Here is a 19,456-nt window from a genome sequence, read left to right on the forward strand (position 1 = left end):
CCAACCAGGTTTTTATGACCGACGTTCCCGTCTCCCGCATTCGCAACTTTTCCATCATCGCCCACATCGACCACGGTAAATCCACCCTGGCCGACCGGCTGCTGGAGGCGACCGGCACCGTTTCAGCCCGCGAGATGAAGCCGCAACTGTTGGACAACATGGAACTGGAACGGGAGCGGGGCATCACCATCAAGCTGCAGGCGGCCCGCATGAACTACCGCGCCCAAGACGGCCAAGACTATGTCCTCAACCTCATCGATACGCCGGGGCATGTGGACTTTACCTACGAAGTCTCCCGCTCCCTGGCCGCCTGCGAAGGGGCGCTGCTGGTGGTGGATGCCTCTCAAGGTGTGGAGGCGCAGACCCTGGCCAACGTCTATCTGGCCCTGGAGAACAACCTGGAGATCATCCCGGTCATTAACAAAATCGACCTGCCGGGGGCGGAGCCGGAGCGGGTGATCGCCGAGATCGAGCAGGTCATCGGCCTCGATTGCAGCGGAGCGATCTTGGCCTCTGCCAAAATGGGCATCGGCATCCCAGAGATCCTAGAGGCCATTGTGCAGCGGGTGCCCCCGCCGCGGGATACAGTGGCGGATCCCTTGCGGGCCCTAATTTTCGATAGCTACTACGACTCCTACCGCGGCGTGATTGTCTATGTGCGCATCATGGATGGGGAGGTGAAGACGGGAGATAAGATCTGCTTCATGGCCTCCGGTCGGGAATACGAAATTACCGAGCTGGGGGTGATGCGCCCTCATCAAGAGTCCGTTGCGTCTCTCCATGCTGGGGAAGTGGGCTACATTGCCGCCGCCATTAAAAGTGTCGAGCACGCCCGTGTCGGGGATACCATCACACTTGTCCATCGCAAGGCCTCTGAGCCTCTGCCCGGCTACAAAGAAGCCAAGCCGATGGTCTTCTGCGGCCTCTTCCCCAGCAACTCCGATCAATACGCCGAACTCAAAGAAGCTCTGGAAAAACTGAAGCTCAACGATGCCGCCCTCTACTTTGAGCCGGAAGTTTCCCCTGCGATGGGCTTTGGCTTCCGCTGTGGTTTCTTGGGCCTGCTGCACATGGAGGTGGTGCAGGAACGCCTGGAGCGGGAATACAACCTGGATTTGGTGATCACCGCTCCGACGGTGGTGTATCAGGTTACCCTCAACGATGGCTCTGTGATTCGGGTAGACAATCCCAGCAAGCTGCCTCCCCCCAACGAGCGCACCAGCATTGAGGAGCCGATTGTGAGGGTAGAGGTGATTCTTCCTGAGGAATTTGTCGGTACCGTGATGGAGCTGTGCGAGACCAAACGCGGCACCTTTAAGGACATGAAATACCTGGCGCAGGGTCGAACTACGCTCGTGTATGAGCTACCGCTGGCAGAAGTGGTCACCGACTTTTTCGATCAACTGAAATCTCGCACCCGCGGCTACGCCAGTATGGATTACCAAATGGTAGGTTACCGCGCCGACGACCTGGTGCGCTTGGACATCCTCATCAACGGCGACGTGGTGGATTCTCTGTCCACCATTGTGCATCGGGACAAAGCCTTTTATGTGGGCCGGTCTTTGGTAGCCAAGCTGCGCGAGCTGATCCCACGCCACCAGTTTGAGGTGCCCATTCAAGCAGCAATTGGCTCTCGGGTGATAGCCCGCGAAACTATTCCTGCCCTGCGCAAAAATGTCCTGGCCAAGTGCTATGGGGGGGATGTGACCCGCAAGCGCAAGCTGTTGGAAAAACAAAAGGAGGGGAAAAAGCGCATGAAGGCGGTGGGAACCGTCGAGGTGCCCCAAGAGGCGTTTATGGCGGTGCTGAAGTTGCAAAATGACTAGCCCGGTCTTACGGCGGGAAGAGGTGTTGGCCTGGCTCCAGGAGCAGGTGCCCCCCCCTCGCCTTCGCCACATCTTGGGGGTAGAGGCGATGGCCCGGCAACTGGCAGCTCACTATGGGCTGGATGAGCAAAAAGCTGCTTGGGCAGGGCTGATGCACGACTTGGCCAAGTCCTTCCCCCCGGAGCAACTGCTGCAGAGCGTCGCTCAGGAGCGGGAGTTGGACGAGATCGAGCGGGCCGAGCCCCACCTTCTCCATGCCGAGGTGGGATCCCTGCTGGCACGGGAGCGATTTCAGGTGCAGGATGCGGAGATCTTGGCAGCCATCGCCAACCACACCCTGGGACGGCCCGGCATGGATCCGCTCAGTTGTGTGGTTTTTGTAGCCGATGCTCTGGAACCCAACCGCGGCAACAGTCCGGAGCTAGAACATCTGCGACGACTAGCTTTTGTAGATTTATCTAAAGCTGTGGTGGGGGTTTGCGATCTCAGCCTGAGATTTCTGCTAAACCGGTATCAGGTGATCCATCCACGCACACTCATGACTCGGAATCATTTTCTGCTGCATCCTTTGGGTAAAAAAGGTTCGGAGGAGATTGTGTCTCCAGTCAATTCAGTCGTTTCAGGAGGGTTTTAGTTGCTACAGTCCATGCCTGTCCGTGCCAGGGATCCCATCTATCGCATGGCGTTGAGCGCAGCTCGCGCAGCAGAAGAAAAAAAAGGCGGCGACATTGTCCTGCTGGATGTATCCCAAATTTCCACGTTGGCGGATTACTTCCTTTTGATCAGTGGCTACTCGCTTACGCAAGTACGGGCCATTGCCCGAGCAATCGAGGAAAAGGTTTGGGAGGAGTGGCAACAGAGTCCGCGCCGCATCGAAGGTCAAGAGTCAGGCTCTTGGATACTGATCGACTATGCCGATCTCATCGTCCATGTGTTCATGCAGGAGGAAAGAGACTATTACGACCTGGAATCTTTCTGGATCCAGGCTCAGCGAGTCGATTTGCCAATAGCAGGCTAGACATAGTTTTAGATCCTTAGATCTTGGCAGCTTTTCAGAGCTTGTAGCCAGGCGAAGAGTTGCTCCGCTTAGCTCTTCAAGTGGGTGTCTTTGCCAAACGAAAGTGTTAGCCGATCGTCAAGAAATGTGTAAACTTCTTAATAGTCCCATAACTTCCTACATAGTTACGTGTTAGCGTATTGGAGGAGGAGTAGCTGGGTAAGTAAGATCTTCTTCCCTCTTGCGGTTGAGTTTCTATAGTCTTTGTTAAATGGCCTACCCTGTCCTTCTCAAAAAGCCGATAATTTTTCGTTGGTACCGGATACCAGCGAAGAGATTTTCCGGCTGCTGATTGTTGGCTGCTTTCAGCGGCAGAGGGGAGGGCAAACGGGGCAAATAGAGGGGGCTAAGGATTGGCCGCAGGGGAGATCTTAGCAGACAAATCCACAACCTCTTCCCGCTGGTGGACTGGATCTGCCGCCGGCTCAGCTATCCGGCCTGTAGGCAAGAGTCCGAGGCAAAGAGCGGCGAAGGAGGAAAGGAGAAAGTTGCACTTTTTGTTTAATGCCTGTTTTAAGAGCGACGGGGATTAGGAGGGACAAATGGAAAAGATGTTGGTTAATATCGTTGAGTACCTGGCTTTGGGAGAACTGGAAAATGTCCTCTGTACTGAGCACCCCCATCAGCAGGTTTTCTACGATGCCAGGGAGCGGGAAGCGCTGATGCAGCAGATCTTAAACCGGGTTCCTGCTGTTTATATGTGGCTGGCTGCCGATGAGTGTCCCAGCCGCGATCAGCTCAACCCTTCTGAGCTGGAATTGCTCCGCTCGGTAGTGCGGGAGGTGGTCAATCAAAAGCTGCAACAAGCTCCTTTTGGCGTTGATCCCTATGCGGGATCCATGTCGGAAGCCTTCTACGGGTAGAGGGAAGATGGGCTTAGGCTAGACTGCAAGAACGCTACCTTGCCCTGGTATGTTGCCCGTTTACTATTCTGAGACTTTTCTCCGCCACGACGCCGGGCCGTTTCACCCCGAGCGTCCGGCTCGCCTGCAGGCCATTGTCAAGGCGCTGCGCGGTGCCTCTTTCGCCGAGCATCTGGAATGGCGGGATCCCCCCTTGGCGGATCTTGCACAACTGGAGCGGGTACACCCGCGCTGGCACATTCAACGGGTGGCCGAGTTGGCTGCGGCAGGAGGGGGTCGCCTCGATGCCGATACCGCCGTTTCCCCAGCGAGCTTTGAGGCGGCGCGGCAGGCAGTTGGAGCCTGGATTGCTGCTTCGGCCTCGGCTTTGGCCGCGGCTCAGCCTGCTTTGGTGCTGTGTCGCCCGCCGGGGCATCACGCGGAGCCGGAACGGGCAATGGGGTTTTGTCTCTTCAGTAACGCCGCCATTGCCGCCCTCTGGGCCCTGGATCAGCCGGGGGTGAGGCGGGTAGCCATTTTCGATTGGGATGTGCACCACGGCAACGGCACGCAGGCGGTGGTGGAGCGTCACCCCCAACTGGCCTATGCCTCTATCCATCAGTTTCCCCTCTACCCTGGCACGGGCTTGGCCGAGGAAACCGGGATCCACGGCAACCTCTGCAACGTGCCTCTGCCTGCCAGGTCAGACTGGTCGGTCTACAAAAAAGCTCTCGATGAGAAGGTCTTGCCGTTTTTGCGGGCCTTCCAACCGGATTTGCTGCTGGTGAGCGCCGGCTTTGACTGTGCCAAAAGGGATCCCTTGGCCAGTATGCTGCTGGAGCCGGAAGACTTTGGCCGCATGGCCCACCTCTGCCTGGAGGAGGTGACCCGCAAGACCGTCTTCGGGTTAGAAGGGGGCTATGACCTGGAGAATCTGGCCCGCGGCTGGCTGAGCCTGGCCCAAGCTTGCCTGGAGAGCTAGCCCTTCCACTTCACCTTGGGCAGGATCTGCCGCACATCCACGCGGTCTTTGTACTTGAGGGCGAAGTTGAGCAGCGAGTCCAAAAGCGAGTCAGATAGGTAGTGGGGTTGTAGGCCCAGGTCTAGGAGCTTGGTATTTTTGGCGTTGTAGTAGTGCTCCTCCAGCTCGACACGGGGGTTTTCCAAGTAGTTGATTTCCACCTTCAGGCCCATGGCGGCTCCGGCCTTTTGCACCATCAGCGCCAGTTGCTCCACGCTAAATTGCTCGGTGAACTGGTTCATCACCCGGAACTGACCTGGCTCAGGAGGATTGGCGATGGCCAGCTCCACACAGCGCACCGTATCGCGGATATCCAGGAAGCCACGGGTTTGGCCCCCCTTGCCGTACACCGTCAGGGGGTGGCCCACTGCGGCTTGAACGCAAAAGCGGTTCAGGGCCGTGCCGAACACGCCATCGTAGTCGAGGCGGTTGATCAGCACCTCATCCATGCCGGTTTCTTCTGTTAACACGCCGTACACCACCCCTTGATTGAGGTCGGTAGCCCGCAGGCCCCAGACGCGGCAGGCGAAGTGGATGTTGTGGCTGTCGTGCACCTTGGAGAGGTGATACATGGAACCCGGCTGTTTGGGATAGGGCAGGGTATCCTTGCGGCCGTTGTGCTCGATGGTGATGTACCCCTCCTCGATGTCGATGTTGGGGGTGCCATACTCGCCCATGGTGCCCAGCTTCACCAGGTGGCAGTCGGGAAACTCCTCCTTGATGGCGTAGAGGATGTTCAGGGTGCCCACCACGTTGTTGACCTGGGTCATCACCGCATGTTCGCGGCTAATCATCGAGTAGGGAGCAGAGCGCTGCTCGCCAAAGTGGACGATGGCCTCCGGCTCAAAGCGACGCATGCAAGAAATGAGGGCCTCGTAGTTGGTGACGTCGCAAACGAAAATGGGAATATCCTTGCCGGTCAGCCCCTTCCAGCGATCCACCCGCTGCTCGAGCTGGGCAATGGGCGTCAGGGTAGAAACCCCTAGCTGCAGATCCCAGAGGCGGCGCACGTAGGAATCGAGAATGGCCACCTCATAGCCCCTGTTGGACAGGTGTAGGGCCGTTGCCCAGCCGCAGTATCCGTCACCACCAATAACCAGGACTTTCATCGGGGAAGCAAAATTCGGCTGCTCACGAATCTACCAAGTTATGGCACCGAAGACAAATACCCTGGGATCCCACTTTTAATCGCGGATTGGGCCGCCAGATTACTCGACCTGAGGAGGGTTGGCCAGGGTGTAGACGGTGGTCTCAGCAGCAATGGCACGGCGCAGGTGGGCGGGAACCTGGTAGAGTCCCAGGAGGGTGATGCCATCGATGAAGCGCAGCGCTCCGCGGTCGGGATCCAGGTGTTGGGCCAGGATCTGGTCGACCTGTTCGGGCTCCGGCCTGGAAGAGATGGGATCCTGGGCTGCCAGGGCAAACCCCAGCGGCCCGCCGTAGGTGGGGGCGTAGATAGCGTAGGGCTGCACAGCAGCAAACACCGTTTTCAAGGTGTGAACGATGCGAGTGTGCTGCCACAACTCCACTGGACCCGTCGGCCCAGCTTGGATGACAAAAGCCCCAGCGGTCTGCAACTTGGAGCGAACCTGGCGGAAAAACTCCTGGGTAAAGAGGCGGTAGGCCGGGCCGGCCTCAACGGGATCCGACAGATCGGAAAGGATCGCGTCCCAGATCGGCTCCGTCTGGCCAAGAAAGTCCAAGGCGTCGGCGATCACCACCTCTGCCCGCGGATCCGCAAAGGATCCTTGGTGCATTTCCGGCAGATGCTCTCGACAGGCTTCCACCACCTCCCCGTCGATATCCACCATCACCACTTGCTCCACCGAGCGCCAGCGCAGCACCTCCCGCAGCGTCGCCCCTTCCGCACCACCCAATATCAACACTCGCCGCGGGATCCCACCCGCCTGGACGACCTGCACCAGGGCCGGATGAACCAGAGCCTCGTGGTACAGGAATTCGTCCGCCGTGGTGGACTGCCAGTGGCCATCCAGCATCAGGCCCTTGCCATAGGCTCCCGTCTCGGCGATCAGCATCTCCTGAAAACGGGTTTTTCGGTAGGCCAGAATGCGCGTGATGGCACGGGCAGTGTAGTCCCAGGGGGTGAAGTACTCCTGCGCCCAGAAGAAGCTCTTTGGGGTGTTCATAGGACACCTGACAAAAAGTGGCGGGATCTCAGCGCCTTCGTCCGGCCGTTTCACAGCTTAGCGCTTCGGGAAAATCCGCCATCTCTTCAATGGGTGCCGCATCCGTGGTTCGGCGAGGTAGCTTGCGCAGCGAATACCGCCGCGCTTGAAACACCTGGATCAAGTATTCACAGGCTGCTTCGGGCCGCGTGTGGCGACCACAGGTGAACACATCCACCGCTGCATAGCCCGCTTCGGGCCAAGTGTGAATGGAGATATGGGATTCTCCCAAAAGGGCCAGAGCCGTGATCCCCTGTGGCTCAAACGGATGGCAAAGCTCGCCCAAGAGGGTGGAGTTGGAGCGTCTTGCTGCCTCCCGCAAGGCCTGTTGCACCAGGGAAACATCATCCAGAAGTTTGGCCGGGCAGTCGTAAAGCTCTAGGATGCAGTGGATCCCGATCAGAGCCAGAGACCTATCCCCTAATTGGCCAGATAGTGTGTGCAGCATACTATCCCCTAATTGGCCAGATAGACTACCGAAGCCGTGCGCACAAAAAGCACAGCTTTACCATCTTCTCATAGATGCAGCGGGATTACACCCCGCAACGGCTTTTTTCTTAACTGAGAATTAACCTTGACGTTGTCCGCAGCCCTGCCGGCTTGCTCTCACGCAGGGGGAGAGCGGCGATTCTTTCACAACTTGCAGTAGCTGCTGGCAGGCAACCCCCACTTGCTGTGCCACACCATCCTTTGCTGCTCTGCCCGATTTGCCTATCCAGTTGGCCAAGCCCGATATCTGCCCACCCCGCTGGCGGCATCTCGAACGTGGTGCAAGGGGAGTTGCTCAGCAGTTCGGCTTCCTACCCAACGACCGGCTGACAGCGCCAAGGAGCGGGGATCCCTGGAAGAGTCCCCCTCTCAAAGCTCCCAGAGCGGTTAGTCTAGACTGTGGACAGTGACGTTCCTCTCAATCCGAGCAGAGGCTGTCGATGGACACCGCCGAGGCCCTCCAAGTTCTCAACCTGCCGCCGGATGCCAGCGAACGGGAGATCCGGAGGAAGTGGTTTCGAGAATATCAAACCCTCAGTGCCGCCCTCTTGGAGCTGGAGGACGAACGGCAAAGGCCCTTGCTGGAGGCGCAACTGGCACGGCTCAACGAGGCGCGGGATGTGTTGCTCGGCGGCGGATCCCAGGCTGAGAAGGAGTTGGCTTGGGCTAGCCCGGAAGACTTGCCTTCCCAGGTCATCGTGCTGCTTTACCAAGCCAATGGCCAAGAGGGGATCTGCACACGCCAGATCGGGGGGCAGGACATTGTCATTGCGTTTGAGAGCGCCTTTGGGGCGAAAAAATATGCCCAAAGGCTGGCCCAGCAGGGGCTGCCCAAGCCGCTGGCCGAGCGCTTTGATACTCAGGAGATCGTCGATTTTTGTCGCGAAGGGGGCTATGGGTTGATGGTGGTTCCAGCCAGCGAGGTGCTGGAGCCGCTGGAGGAGAGTACGGAAGCCGCGCGGAATTGGCAGGGCAAATCCTAACGGCCTGGACTTCAACCCAGATTGCGTTGCGAGGGTCTTCGATGATCACTGCCGAACCAATCTCTCTAGAGGAGTTTCGCCAGATCATGGATGCGGATCTGGAGGCTTGCTGTGAAGCATTTGGCCTGAGGGAAGGGTACCTGCGTCTGCAACAACAACAACTGCGCTTCTGGGTTATGCTGGCCCTCTGCCTGTTGGTGGTTGCCCTGGTGATCTTTTTGGGGATGCGGGATCCCGGCTATTGGCTACTGTATACAGTGGCCGTCGTGTTGCTGGCGGTGGTTTTGCTGGGGCTCCTCTGGGCCAGCTTGGAGCTGCAGCAGAGCCTGCGCCGCATTCGCCAGCGCTGGCAGGAGGCCCACCTCCTAAATAGCCCTCCCAAGATCATGGAGTTTGCCAGCGATCTCGCCCGCAAGGTAAAAGAGTACAACCGCTGGGTGCAAGAGCTCCAACAATCGCTGGAGGGGGGCCAGTATTGGCGAGATTTTCGCCAACTGAGCGAGGCCGAGCAGCGGTATATCCAGTCGCTCTTTTTGCAGGTGCGGGCCCAGTTGATCACGGCTTTGCAGATGTGCAGAGCCTTGATCGAAGACCCACGGGTTCCCGTAGAGCAGTACTTTAACCAGATGGTTGCCCGGGATCAGCAACTGCTGGAGCAATTTATCGCCAAAAACTTGACTGCCAACCGCTACGCAGCCATAGCTCGCGAGCTATCTGCCCTGGAAGCAGATCTGCAAACCCAGCTCAGAGCCCTGGGATCCCGGTGATAGTCTGGTGTCGATGCTCGGCAGCTTGTTCATGAGAAGCAGAGGCACCGCAACGCTGTACATCCTGCTGGGGCTGGGCCTGCTGGGGTGCAGGGATCCCAATGTGCCGCTGACCCAACCTCCCCCCGATGCTTTTCGGGTCAGCACCCCCCGTCCGCCGCGCTTGGATCTGTACCCCACCCCACCACCAACGCCCACCCCTACTCCCACACCGCCCCCCAGCCTGCTGGAGCTCACGGCCCGTTGGCTGGGGATCCCGTGGCCGCCGCAACGGCGCGAGATCAGCCCGGTGCGGTTGAGCGCCCGTTTCCTTGAGATCCCACTGCCGCCCAAGCCTCGCCCCTCACCCCAACCTTCCCCTAGCCCGGAAAGAGAGGAGAGAAAGGAGCAAGGTCGCGAGACCTAGTCCACACCGCTGGCCTCGGGGCATCTAGGCGCCCACCGTCACCGGCTCCGTCTCTCGCACGCGCAGCTTTTCGCAAGGGATGATATCCGTCAGGATGGAGCTGGCCATCATGCCCGTGTGGATCTCCAGTTTGGCTCCCAGCACTGCCTCAAACAGCAGCCGCTGCCCTGGGAAGACCACCCGCTCAAAGTACCAGTTCTCGATATTTGTGATGCGAACCACCTGAACGGAGCTGGTCGCGTTGATGTAGCTACAGGTTATTCGCTCTACTCGTTTTTTGTCGGGGATCGCATCAAGTGTTTGCATAATTAGATCACCAGCCCACTCTGCTCAGCCTATTATCTACCCTAACACCGCCTGGGGATCGCTGCAGTAGCCTTTGATACGGCGATCCCAACCAGCAAAAATGAATCCTGGAAAAGTAATTTCTGTATTTTATCTTACCGTTTTGATTTTTCAGAATGGCCCTTCAAATCAGGAGGGATTTGGATTGAAATTTCTCCCTGCGGCGAGGCAATTTCTCACAGAGAATCTCCGCAGAGCAGTAGTTAAGATTACATTTTGAGTCCCCTTGGGAGTTTGGGGATCACGGCTCGTGGAGGCTCGCTCCGGTCGTCGGCTTCGGCGAGGACTGGCGGGGATCCCAGTTCAGGCCCTCCACCCGCAGCTCCAGCGCCCCCGACTGACGCACCGGATTGTATTGCAAGCTAAATCCATAGGTGCGGCGGTCGTAACCCAGGCGATAGGTGGTATCCACCTGCTGGCCGGATTGGAGATCCAGTGTGGTTTCGGCCCCCACCCGCAGCGGGCCGTACAGTTGCTGTAAAAAGCCCAGAACAAGCTGCTCCCGCGTGGTGATGCGGTCGAACAAAAACGGCGAGGCCCCCGCCAAAAAGCCATTGGAGTAGGTCACCCTCAGGTTGGTGTAGTCGAAGGTATCGGCCACGAAAGCCCCGATTACCGCGTCGAGGCCAATGCTGCCGGCAGTATAGCTTTGGGCACGGCCATTGGAGTAGAACGACTGGCTGCTGCTGAGGCCGGTGTTGAGCCAGATTCCCTGTTCGATGGGCAAAGCGGAAAAGCGGGGTGGGGGATCTGCTGCCGTCTTGGGGGGCCGCCAAATGGGAAAGGAGCGGCTCACGGTTGCCCCCAGTTGCAGTCGGGTGAGCTGGATGCGGTCGGTGGTCTTGGCCAGGGCTAGATTGGGATCGGTGTCGATGTCGCCGAGTTGTCCTAGGGCGTCGATGGAGTCGGCGGCTATGCGGTAGCTGAAATTCAAGCCGGTGTCGCCGAGAAGGAGGGTGGGCGAGTTGTAGCTGACACCGAAGCGATTTTCCACGATCTGAAACCCCAGCCGCCCGCTGAAAAAACGCTCCCGATAAGCATAGGTGTAGGTGACTTGGCCGCCGTCGCCGGTGGTAACGCGGTGTTCGACCTGCGCCCGCAAGCGCCGAGCAAATTCCTCGAAGACGATCCCGCGCAGCTCGGCAAACAGCGAGGTTTGGGCATTGGCTTCCGGTTGCCGCCAACGAAAATCCGTCCGCAGCCCAACCCCATCGCGGATCCCTTGGAGGCTCCCCCAGAGGCGCTGCGGATACAGTTGGGGGGAGAGCACCAAGCTGAGGTTGGGATCCTGCAGCAGCTCGATGTTGGCTTGCAGGATCAGGCCGCGCCGCAGTTCTTCCCGGTCGAAGTCATCGTAAAAAAGGCTGACCGGAGGCTGACGGTTGAAGGAGTCAAGACGCAGCCGAATGGTCAGGGGCAAAAAAAAGACCTGGTCGAAAACCAGTTGCCCCGCCTCGGCCATCAGCAGGCTGGAACCATCCGGCTGCAGGGCGGAGGTCACTCGCGGGCTGCGGATCTCCAGCTCTGGCGGATCTAGCGGGTCGTTGGTCAACTGCACTTGCTCTCCTTCCCAGTTGTTGGCAGCGAAGCGGATGCGGACGGCGCGAAAGCGCACCAGCCGCTGCGGCGAGAGGGCCGCTGCCGGGGATCCGGCGGCCTGCAACTGGCCGATATCCACCTGCCCGAAGGCCTCTTCCAAAACTCCCTGCTCCCGCTCAAAGTCGTATTCCAGGCGGGATCCCTGGATGCGCTGCCGATGCAGCTCCACCGAGACATTGCCCTCGGCCACGGCTCGCCGCTGTTGCAGCTCGATGCGCAGGCGGTCTGCCCGCAGCACAGAGCGGCCCAGCCGCATCTCCACATTTCCTTCCGCCTGGAAAACCTGCGCCCGTTGGTCGAAGGTTTGGCGGTCGGAGCGCAGCCGTAACGTGCGATCCGCAAGGGTATCGGGGGCACTCGTATCCCCAGGCTGAGCGGCTGCCACCTGGTCTTTCTGGGCTGAGGCAGGAGCAGCCGTTGCCAGGCCAAACACCCCCAAGCAAAGCCAGAGCCACCAAAACCCTTTCATACTCCCCCAAACCTGCGCAAAACTTCAGCCCAAGCCCCCGGGCTGGCTCAGCCCGTTGTCGGCGGGGGCGGGTTGAGGGCGCGGTTGAGCTTGCCGCTGCGGTAGCCCTCCAAATCGAGACTGACGTAGAGGTAGCCGAAGGATTGCAGAGCCCTGACCAGCGCTTCCAGATCGGTTTTTTGCACAAACTCTCGGATCTGGTGAGGGGGCAGTTCGATGCGAGCAGTATCTTTCTCGGAGCGCACCCGCACCTGGTGCCAGCCCAAGCTGCGCAAATAGCGCTCTGCCGCCCCCACTCGGCGCAGCTTCTCGGCAGTGATGGCCTCGCCATAGGGAAAGCGGGAGCTGAGGCAGGGCTGAGCCGGCTTATCCCACCAGGGCAGGCCCAGATGGCGAGACAGTTGCCGCACCTCCAGCTTGCTCATCCCCACCTCCGCCAGGGGGGAACGCACGCCCCGCTCTCGAGCTGCCTGCACTCCCGGCCGGTAGTCGGCCAGATCGTCGGCGTTGAGGCCATCCACCACGTAGTCGTATCCTTGGGCTTGCGCCAGCCGGCACAGCAGGTCATGCAAGTGGCTTTTGCAGAAGTAGCAGCGGTTAGCGGGGTTGGCGGCGTAGCGGGGATCCTGCAGCTCCTGGGTCTCGACGATCTGGTGGCGGATGCCGATGGATTGGGCTTGCCAGATGGCCTCCTCCAGATCTTCGGGCAAAAGGGCAGGGGAGGCGGCAGTGACGGCCAGGGCCCCCTCCCCCAACTGATCCCAGGCCAGCTTGGCCACCAGGCTGCTATCCACCCCGCCTGAGTAGGCCACCAAGACCCGCCCCATCTTGGCCAAGATCTGGGCAAGCTGCTCAAACTTTTGCTGCAGCACGGGATCCCACTCCGTCGCCAGAGCTGGGGCGGGGGAAGGGATGTTCCTGTCTTGGTTGGTGTCCATGGGTCCAGGACATGCCGAAGAGGGAGTCGCTTGGGGGGATCCCCTCTTTACTTCTCCTATTCTTCCGCAGAGCTTCTCGACTTTCCAACGCTTTTCTCCCAAAGAAGGTGCCGGATCCCTCCTAGAGCCCCTAACCCTTAGACCAGCAAGTCGTCGAGGCGGTAGGCTGGATTGCAGTTGGGGTTGTTGCCGTCCTTAACCGTTTTCTTCCCTTGACACGCCATGGCTCTGCAGCTCGAACCCGCCGGCCCGTCGGAAGTGTCCGTCTATCAGCCCTATTACGCGGTTGCCCGCCGGCAGTACCTGCCCCTGGCCGTGGGCCTTTACAAAAAAGGCAGCCTGGAAGGACAGAGGGCCATCGAGGGAGACAAGCCCGTGCGTTTCCTGGCCAGTTGGCACACGTCGCTGTTGCCCGCAGATCTGACCGTGGTGCAGGTGGTCTTCGATCAGGATGCCGAGCTCACTTACCAGCTCTCCATCGCCAACTACGAGTTTGTGGACTACCTCATCGACGTGGTAGCGCTGGTGCAGCGGGGGCAGCCGCCGGATTTCACCACCGCCTTTTACAAAAAGTTGATGCGGTATGAAGACTGAAGCAGATTCTCCGGTCGCCATCACCCTCTACGACACCACGCTGCGGGATGGGGCGCAGCGGGAGGGGCTGTCGCTGTCGGTGCCAGATAAGGTGCAGATTGCCAAGCTGCTGGATCGGCTGGGGATCCCCTTTATTGAGGGGGGCTGGCCGGGGGCCAATCCCAAAGATGGACAATTTTTCTGGCAACTGCGGGAAGAGCCGCTGGAGCAGGCGGAGCTGGTGGCCTTTTGCTCCACCCGCAAGCCGGGGCGGCGGGCAGCCGATGACCCCCTGCTGCAGGCCATCTTGGCGGCGGGAACCCGCTACGTGACGGTTTTTGGCAAGTCTTGGGATCTGCATGTTACGGAGGGGCTGGGCACCACGCTGCAGGAAAACCTGGCCATGATCCGCGACACCATCGCCTATTTGCGCTCCCAAGGGCGGCGGGTGATCTACGATGCCGAGCACTGGTTCGACGCCTACCGCCACAACCCCGACTACGCCCTGCAAACCCTCGTGGCGGCTGCCGAGGCAGGGGCGGAGTGGCTGGTTCTCTGCGATACCAACGGCGGATCCCTGCCCCACGAGATCGCCGCCATCACGGCAGCCGTCTTGGCCGAATCCCATCACCTGGGGCATTTGCCCTTGGGGATCCACACCCACAACGACTCTGGCACTGCTGTGGCCAATGCCCTGGCGGCAGTACAGTCGGGGGCGCGCATGGTGCAGGGCACCATCAACGGCTACGGGGAGCGCTGTGGCAATGCCGACCTGTGCAGCGTTATCCCCAACTTACAACTCAAGCTAGGCTACCGCTGTCTGCCCGAGGGAAAGCTGCAACACCTAACAGAGATCTCCCGCGCCATCAGTGAGGTGGTCAACCTGGCCCCGGACGACCATGCTCCTTTCGTGGGCCGATCCGCCTTTGCCCACAAGGGTGGGATCCATGTCAGCGCTGTTCAGAAAAACCCTCTTACCTACGAGCACATTGCTCCGGAGCAGGTGGGCAACTGCCGGCGCATCGTCGTTTCGGATCAGGCGGGGCTGAGCAATATCCTCAGCAAGGTGGCCGAGTTCGGGATCCGGCTGGACAAGTCGGATCCCCAGGCCCGCTTGATCCTAGAGCGGCTGAAGACCTTGGAGCTGCAGGGCTACCAGTTTGAGGCCGCTGAGGCCAGCTTTGAGCTCTTGGTGCGGGAGCTGTTGGGGCAGCGCTCGCATCCGTTTGAGGTGCTCAGCTTCCATGTCAGCGCCACCACTCGCTCCGACTGGAGCAGCAAAGACTGGGATCCCAGCGGCGAGGCAACGGAGGTGCAGTCCCTAGCAGCGGTGAAGATTGCGGTGCGGGGGCAGACGCGGGTGACGGCAGCGGAAGGCAATGGGCCGGTGGCGGCTTTGGATGGGGCGCTGCGCAAAGCCTTGCTGGAGTTTTACCCGCAACTGGAGGCCATTCACCTGGCCGACTACAAGGTGCGCATCTTGGACGGGCGGGCCGGCACCTCGGCCAAGACGCGGGTGCTGGTGGAGTTTAGCGACGGCCACCGCCGTTGGACCACGGTGGGAGTTTCCACCAACATCATCGAAGCCTCCTGCCGGGCCTTGGTGGAAGGCTTTGAGTATAGTCTCTTAACAGAACCTTGCCTTTCCCCACCCTCTGCCCAAAGGGCCTCGCCTTGAAGGGGATCTCCCCTCTCCCTCTGGGAGAGGGGCTGGGGGTGAGGGCCGGCGCGGAGCGCTTGGGCCTGTCTCCAACTCATTTGAAATCACCCAGCTCCCATGAGAATCATCGGCCTGACGGGCGGCATAGCCACAGGCAAATCCACGGTGGCCCGCCTCTTGGAACGGCACGGGATCCCGGTGGCCGATGCAGATCAGATGGCGCGGCAAGCCCTAGCGGTGGGATCCCCCATCCGCGAGCGGGTGCTGCAGCGCTACGGCCGGGCCATCCAGGATCCCTCTGGAGCGCTGGATCGCCGCCAGTTGGGGCGGATTGTCTTTGCCGATGCCGCCGAGCGGGCCTGGCTGGAAGCCCAGATCCATCCTTTTGTCAAAGCGCGGCTGCGGGAGTTTCTCGAGGCCCACGGGGCATCTGCGCCGCCTGAGGAAGCGACTGAGGCTCGACCCAGTTGCCAATGTCCTCACGGGGAAGGCCATCCCACCGTTTGCCTGATGATCCCGCTCCTGTTTGAGGCCCACATGGAAAACTGGGCCAGCGAGATCTGGGTGGTGACCTGTACCCCGGAGCAGCAGCGGCAGCGGCTGGCGCAGCGGGATCTGCTGACGGCGGCAGAAATCGAGGCGCGCCTGGCCAGCCAGTGGCCCCTAGAAGAAAAGGCCCGTCGCGCCCATGTAGTGCTGGACAATTCCGGATCCCTGGCGCAGCTGGAAGCCCAGGTTAGGCAAGCCCTGGGGGCTCACCCCAGAGAAGGAGGGGCCATTTGCCCCACCCCGCCGAGCCGGATAGAGTGACGGGGGAGGGATCCCTTTCTTTGCAGCTATGTCTGGATGGATCGAGAAAGAGGCGATGCAGGAAGCACTTTGTGGCAGCGGGAGAGAGTCTTTGTGGACCTCAGCGCTGGCGGCGCGGGAGCGGGAGATCCAGCTTTTGCGGGAGCGCAACCGCCTGCTGCAGAGCCAGATCGACCTGTTGGAGCTGCGCCAAGAAAAGCAACAGCGGCAAATTCGCAGCTACGAGGCCGAGATCGAGCAGCTCTACCAAGAAAAGCAGGTGTTGGAGCAGATGCTCCAGGAGCTGCCGGAGCTCTACCGGCGCAAACTTCAGGCCCGCCTGCAGCCCATCCGCGAGCGCATCGCCGCCATGCAGGCAGAAAATCGCCGGCTCAAGAGGGAACTGTACCAGCTCAGCTACCGGCTGCAGCACGTGGATCAACTGGATGCCCCCGGCTGGAAGGTGCAATTGCCGCAGATCCCTCCGCTGCGCCGCCGGGATCCCAAAGCTCTGCCCGCCCAGGGAGCGACATCTCCTCCCAGGCCCAGTATCGCTCTTGAGGGACAAAGGGAGAAGCCAGAATAGGGGAGCCCCCCTGGGATGCCTCAGCATTGCCCAGCAAGAGCGGTTTCGGCGGGGGCGCGCTTGCAAGGCGACTGGAGAGCTCGAAAAAATGGCCGTTGCTGGCAAGTACGAACCCCTTCATTTGAAATACCGCCCGCAGCGCTTTGCCGAGGTGGTGGGCCAAGGGGCAGTCGTGCAGACTTTGGCCAATGCCATCCGGCTGGGGCGGGTGGCGCCGGCCTACTTGTTCTGTGGGCCGCGGGGCACCGGAAAAACCTCCAGCGCCCGCATCTTGGCCAAGTCTTTAAATTGCGAGCAGGGGCCAACGCCGGATCCCTGTCAGGTATGCAGCCAGTGCCGCGCCATCACCGCCGGCTCTTCTTTGGACGTGATTGAGATCGACGCGGCCAGTAACACCGGCGTGGACAACATCCGCGAGCTGATCGAGCGGGCCCAATTTGCGCCGGTAAATAGCCGCTACAAGGTCTATGTCATCGACGAGTGCCACATGCTCAGCAATGCCGCCTTCAACGCGTTGCTGAAGACGCTGGAAGAGCCGCCTCCTCGCGTGGTGTTTGTGCTGGCCACCACCGACCCACAGCGGGTTCTGCCCACCATCGTTTCCCGCTGTCAGCGGTTTGACTTCCGCCGCATCCCCCTCGACGACATGGTGGCCCACCTGGGCCAGATCGCCGCCCAGGAAGGAATCCCCATTGCACCAGAAGCCTTGCACCTGGTGGCCCAACTGGCCCAGGGCGGGCTGCGGGACGCCGAGCGCCTGTTGGATCAGCTCAGCTTGCTGGAGGGATCCATCACCCCAGAAGCCGTATGGGACTTGGTGGGCGGGATCCCGGAGCGGCAGCTTTTGGATTTGACCGATGCGTTGCTGGCTCAGGATGTGCAGGCGGTGCTGGCCCAGACGCGACAATTGCTGGAGCGGGGCAGAGAGCCCCTGGTGGTGCTGCAGAGCCTGGTGGTTTTTTACCGGGATCTGCTGCTGGCCAAGACGGCCCCCCAACAGCGGCAGTTGGCGGCCGTAACGGATCCCACCTGGGCAGCTCTGCAGCAGCGGGCTCCTCGCTACTCGGTGGAGATGCTGCTGGCGGCCCAGAGCCACCTGCGCCAGTGCGAGCCGCAAATTCGCCAGAGCGGGCAACCCCAGCTTTGGTTGGAGATCGCCCTGCTGGATCTGCTGGGCCAGCTTCGCCAGAGTGCCGTCCCGCTGCCGTCAATAGAGGCCAAAGGCGGAGAGCCGCTCCCAGCCGTCGGCCCGCCAACGGTCGGAAAGACCCCTAGCCCCACCGTCCCAGCCAGCGAGGAGCTGACAGCTCCTACGACAACCCTTCCAGAGACCCCAGCCCCTTCCCCTGCTGCAACAGGGGGATCCCTCCCGCCGTCGCAAGCGGCAAAGCCAAGTCGGGAGAAGCCGGCCAGCCCGGAAAAAGCGAAAGATCCGCATCCCCTCAAGCTGCTGCGGCCCCGGTGGGAGGAGTTTCTTGAAAACCTTCGCCCCATCACCAGAGGCCTATTGGCATCCGGCTATTTGCAGCAGGAGTCTCTCGTTGGCTCTGACGGGACGGAGACCTTAGAGATTACCCTTGCTTTTCCCAATAAGGGCTTAGTGGACAAGGTGCGCAGCAAAGAAGCCGAGCTCTGCTCTGCGCTCCACAACCTGCTGCAGCGCCCGGTGCGGCTAAATTTGGTGGTGCAGCAGGGACCTTCGTCCCGCCATCGTGAGGGGAGTGCTGGCGAAACCTCAGGTCGCGAAAAGGCTCCACCCCTCGCCCCTGCAAAGTTGCAGAGCCGAACCCCCAGGGGCGACAACCTCCCCAAAGACTTATCGCCATCTCCCAAGGCGGGATCCCAAAGCTACGGTAGAGTCGGGCAACCTCCTCCTGCTGAGCCAGAGACCCCTGGCGAGAACTCCATCCCGCCAGCGCAAGCGGCAAAGCCTCCCTCCTACCACCTTGCCCACGAGCTGGCGGAGGTGGCCCGCCGCTTTGCCGACCATTTCAACGGCAGCCTGATAGATTTGCAAGGGATCCTGGCCTCGCCCGAGGAGGCGACGGCAGAACTGTCCGCTCTCGAGAGCCTGGAAGCAGAGGGATCCCCCGATCTGGGTGAAGCCTACGGCCCGCCGGCAACCCAGTCCCCCCTAGCCCCCGCAGAGGAGCTACCTTTCTAGGCGTTACTTTGGGATTGTCTTGACCCTTGGGCCCCATGATCTGATCCGCTTCTCGGCGCAGGCGCCGGACTGGGCGCTGGTTCTGCCCCTGCCACTTTGGCTGGCCCATCAAGGAACGCCTCTAGCGCTGGGATCCTTAAGGGCCAGCCCAGCTAGAGAGAGCGACCGCCTCCACCCGTTCCGTCAATTGAGGAGATATCTCCTGGATCCCTGCGTCGGGGCAAACCTTATTCTGATCCTGGGCATCCCTGGGGGCGGATGAGTTCGATCGGCAGGCCATCGGGATCGGCGATGAACGCCACCTCATAGACTTGGCCGCCAATTTGCTGGCACTGCGGCGGCAACAGCAAGGTAAGGGGCACCTGTGCCTCCAGATGCTGTAGATAGTCGGCCAGGGATCCCCATTCAGGGCCGATCTCCAAAGAGGGATGGTAGTAGCCCACATAGTGGGGATCCCCGAAAGGATCCGGCGCAGGATGGGGCTGCGGCACCTGCATCAGCTCCAGGCGACCCCAGGGGCTGAGCATCCAGCAGGCTAAGGTGATCCCAGCGGTAAACCGTTCTTCCACCACAAAGCCCAGACCCTCGTAAAAGGCGATGGAGCGAAAAATATCGGCGGTGCGAATGGAAAAGTGATGCAGCTTCATGGTTGTGCTAAGAGGTCGAATAGGAGCAGACTGCCCAGGTCAACCGCCCAGGATCGCTAGCCAAGCACAAGCAGACTTGCTAGGCTCCAGAAGAAGTAGCGATAGATCC

The 19,456-nt window shown here is 60.5% G+C and carries 20 protein-coding genes; 13 read left to right on the top strand and 7 right to left on the bottom strand.

Features of this window, described 5'->3' with window-relative positions; translation table 11 throughout:
* Positions 1–14 precede the first annotated feature (14 nt).
* The 5 genes from lepA (at position 15) to ACVWXC_RS06490 (ending at position 4,707) form a co-directional block, all read left to right on the top strand.
* The gene (gene lepA / locus ACVWXC_RS06470; protein ID WP_011429485.1) at positions 15–1,826 is read left to right on the top strand and encodes a translation elongation factor 4; all 1,812 of its coding nucleotides are present in this window, start codon (positions 15–17) and stop codon (positions 1,824–1,826) included.
* Entirely contained in the window at positions 1,819–2,460 is a 642-nt protein-coding gene (gene yqeK, locus ACVWXC_RS06475; RefSeq protein WP_011429484.1) for a bis(5'-nucleosyl)-tetraphosphatase (symmetrical) YqeK, read from the top strand. Before lepA ends, yqeK begins: the two co-directional genes overlap by 8 nt.
* Positions 2,461–2,472: 12 nt before the next feature.
* Positions 2,473–2,844 carry a ribosome silencing factor gene (rsfS, locus tag ACVWXC_RS06480; RefSeq protein WP_041438093.1) on the top strand — a complete coding sequence of 124 codons (372 nt, stop codon included), beginning with the start codon at positions 2,473–2,475 and terminating at the stop codon, positions 2,842–2,844.
* Positions 2,845–3,425: 581 nt separating this feature from the next.
* Positions 3,426–3,746: a hypothetical protein gene (locus tag ACVWXC_RS06485; protein ID WP_457391732.1), complete on the top strand. Its 321-nt coding sequence runs from the start codon at positions 3,426–3,428 to the stop codon at positions 3,744–3,746.
* A gap of 49 nt (positions 3,747–3,795) precedes the next feature.
* Positions 3,796–4,707, top strand: a complete 912-nt coding sequence (locus ACVWXC_RS06490) for a histone deacetylase family protein (protein WP_457391734.1) — start codon at positions 3,796–3,798, stop codon at positions 4,705–4,707.
* Here the strand turns inward: ACVWXC_RS06490 and ACVWXC_RS06495 are convergent.
* From ACVWXC_RS06495 to speD, 3 genes are all read right to left on the bottom strand, one after another.
* Entirely contained in the window at positions 4,704–5,855 is a 1,152-nt protein-coding gene (locus ACVWXC_RS06495) for an NAD-dependent epimerase/dehydratase family protein (protein ID WP_011429479.1), read from the bottom strand. The genes ACVWXC_RS06490 and ACVWXC_RS06495 overlap by 4 nt on opposite strands.
* A 99-nt stretch (positions 5,856–5,954) precedes the next feature.
* Positions 5,955–6,893, bottom strand: a complete 939-nt coding sequence (locus ACVWXC_RS06500) for a spermine/spermidine synthase domain-containing protein (RefSeq protein WP_011429478.1) — start codon at positions 6,891–6,893, stop codon at positions 5,955–5,957.
* A gap of 28 nt (positions 6,894–6,921) precedes the next feature.
* Positions 6,922–7,380 (bottom strand): adenosylmethionine decarboxylase, encoded by a 459-nt coding sequence (speD, locus tag ACVWXC_RS06505; protein ID WP_099812417.1) that lies wholly within the window; start codon positions 7,378–7,380, stop codon positions 6,922–6,924.
* 481 nt (positions 7,381–7,861) lie between these two features.
* Here speD and ACVWXC_RS06510 point away from each other — a divergent pair, with 481 nt between their 5' ends.
* From ACVWXC_RS06510 to ACVWXC_RS06520, 3 genes are read left to right on the top strand one after another with little or no spacing between them, the layout of a single operon-like run.
* On the top strand, positions 7,862–8,404 hold the full coding sequence (locus tag ACVWXC_RS06510) for a DUF3110 domain-containing protein (protein ID WP_011429476.1): 543 nt from the start codon (positions 7,862–7,864) through the stop codon (positions 8,402–8,404).
* 41 nt (positions 8,405–8,445) lie between these two features.
* Positions 8,446–9,171, top strand: coding sequence for a hypothetical protein (locus ACVWXC_RS06515; protein ID WP_041438088.1), 726 nt, complete (start codon positions 8,446–8,448; stop codon positions 9,169–9,171).
* A gap of 31 nt (positions 9,172–9,202) precedes the next feature.
* A complete protein-coding gene (locus ACVWXC_RS06520; protein ID WP_457391737.1) occupies positions 9,203–9,577 on the top strand; it encodes a hypothetical protein in 375 nt (124 codons plus the stop codon).
* A gap of 24 nt (positions 9,578–9,601) precedes the next feature.
* Here the strand turns inward: ACVWXC_RS06520 and ACVWXC_RS06525 are convergent, their stop codons facing one another.
* The 3 genes from ACVWXC_RS06525 to larE all read right to left on the bottom strand — a co-directional run bounded on the left by ACVWXC_RS06525 (position 9,602) and on the right by larE (position 12,862).
* Positions 9,602–9,883 (bottom strand): DUF1830 domain-containing protein, encoded by a 282-nt coding sequence (locus tag ACVWXC_RS06525; protein WP_011429473.1) that lies wholly within the window; start codon positions 9,881–9,883, stop codon positions 9,602–9,604.
* A gap of 280 nt (positions 9,884–10,163) precedes the next feature.
* Complete coding sequence (locus tag ACVWXC_RS06530; protein WP_457391739.1) at positions 10,164–11,990, bottom strand: DUF3769 domain-containing protein; 1,827 nt, start codon at positions 11,988–11,990, stop codon at positions 10,164–10,166.
* A 47-nt stretch (positions 11,991–12,037) separates the two neighbouring features.
* Complete coding sequence (gene larE / locus ACVWXC_RS06535; protein ID WP_011429471.1) at positions 12,038–12,862, bottom strand: ATP-dependent sacrificial sulfur transferase LarE; 825 nt, start codon at positions 12,860–12,862, stop codon at positions 12,038–12,040.
* A gap of 288 nt (positions 12,863–13,150) precedes the next feature.
* On the opposite strand from larE, the gene ebsA reads away from it, so the two are divergent.
* From ebsA to ACVWXC_RS06560, 5 genes are all read left to right on the top strand, one after another.
* Entirely contained in the window at positions 13,151–13,522 is a 372-nt protein-coding gene (gene ebsA / locus ACVWXC_RS06540) for a type IV pilus biogenesis protein EbsA (protein ID WP_414401301.1), read from the top strand.
* Complete coding sequence (gene cimA, locus ACVWXC_RS06545) at positions 13,512–15,179, top strand: citramalate synthase (RefSeq protein ID WP_099812420.1); 1,668 nt, start codon at positions 13,512–13,514, stop codon at positions 15,177–15,179. Before ebsA ends, cimA begins: the two co-directional genes overlap by 11 nt.
* A gap of 99 nt (positions 15,180–15,278) precedes the next feature.
* Positions 15,279–15,971 carry a dephospho-CoA kinase gene (gene coaE, locus ACVWXC_RS06550; RefSeq protein ID WP_099812421.1) on the top strand — a complete coding sequence of 231 codons (693 nt, stop codon included), beginning with the start codon at positions 15,279–15,281 and terminating at the stop codon, positions 15,969–15,971.
* Between the two features lie 91 nt (positions 15,972–16,062).
* Positions 16,063–16,536: a hypothetical protein gene (locus tag ACVWXC_RS06555; protein ID WP_187147164.1), complete on the top strand. Its 474-nt coding sequence runs from the start codon at positions 16,063–16,065 to the stop codon at positions 16,534–16,536.
* Positions 16,537–16,624: 88 nt separating this feature from the next.
* On the top strand, positions 16,625–18,700 hold the full coding sequence (locus ACVWXC_RS06560; protein WP_457391742.1) for a DNA polymerase III subunit gamma/tau: 2,076 nt from the start codon (positions 16,625–16,627) through the stop codon (positions 18,698–18,700).
* 227 nt (positions 18,701–18,927) lie between these two features.
* Here the strand turns inward: ACVWXC_RS06560 and ACVWXC_RS06565 are convergent, their stop codons facing one another.
* Positions 18,928–19,347, bottom strand: coding sequence for a VOC family protein (locus ACVWXC_RS06565; RefSeq protein WP_011429465.1), 420 nt, complete (start codon positions 19,345–19,347; stop codon positions 18,928–18,930).
* Positions 19,348–19,456 lie beyond the last annotated feature (109 nt).

The sequence above is a fragment of the Thermostichus sp. OS-CIW-20 genome (genome assembly GCF_054061455.1).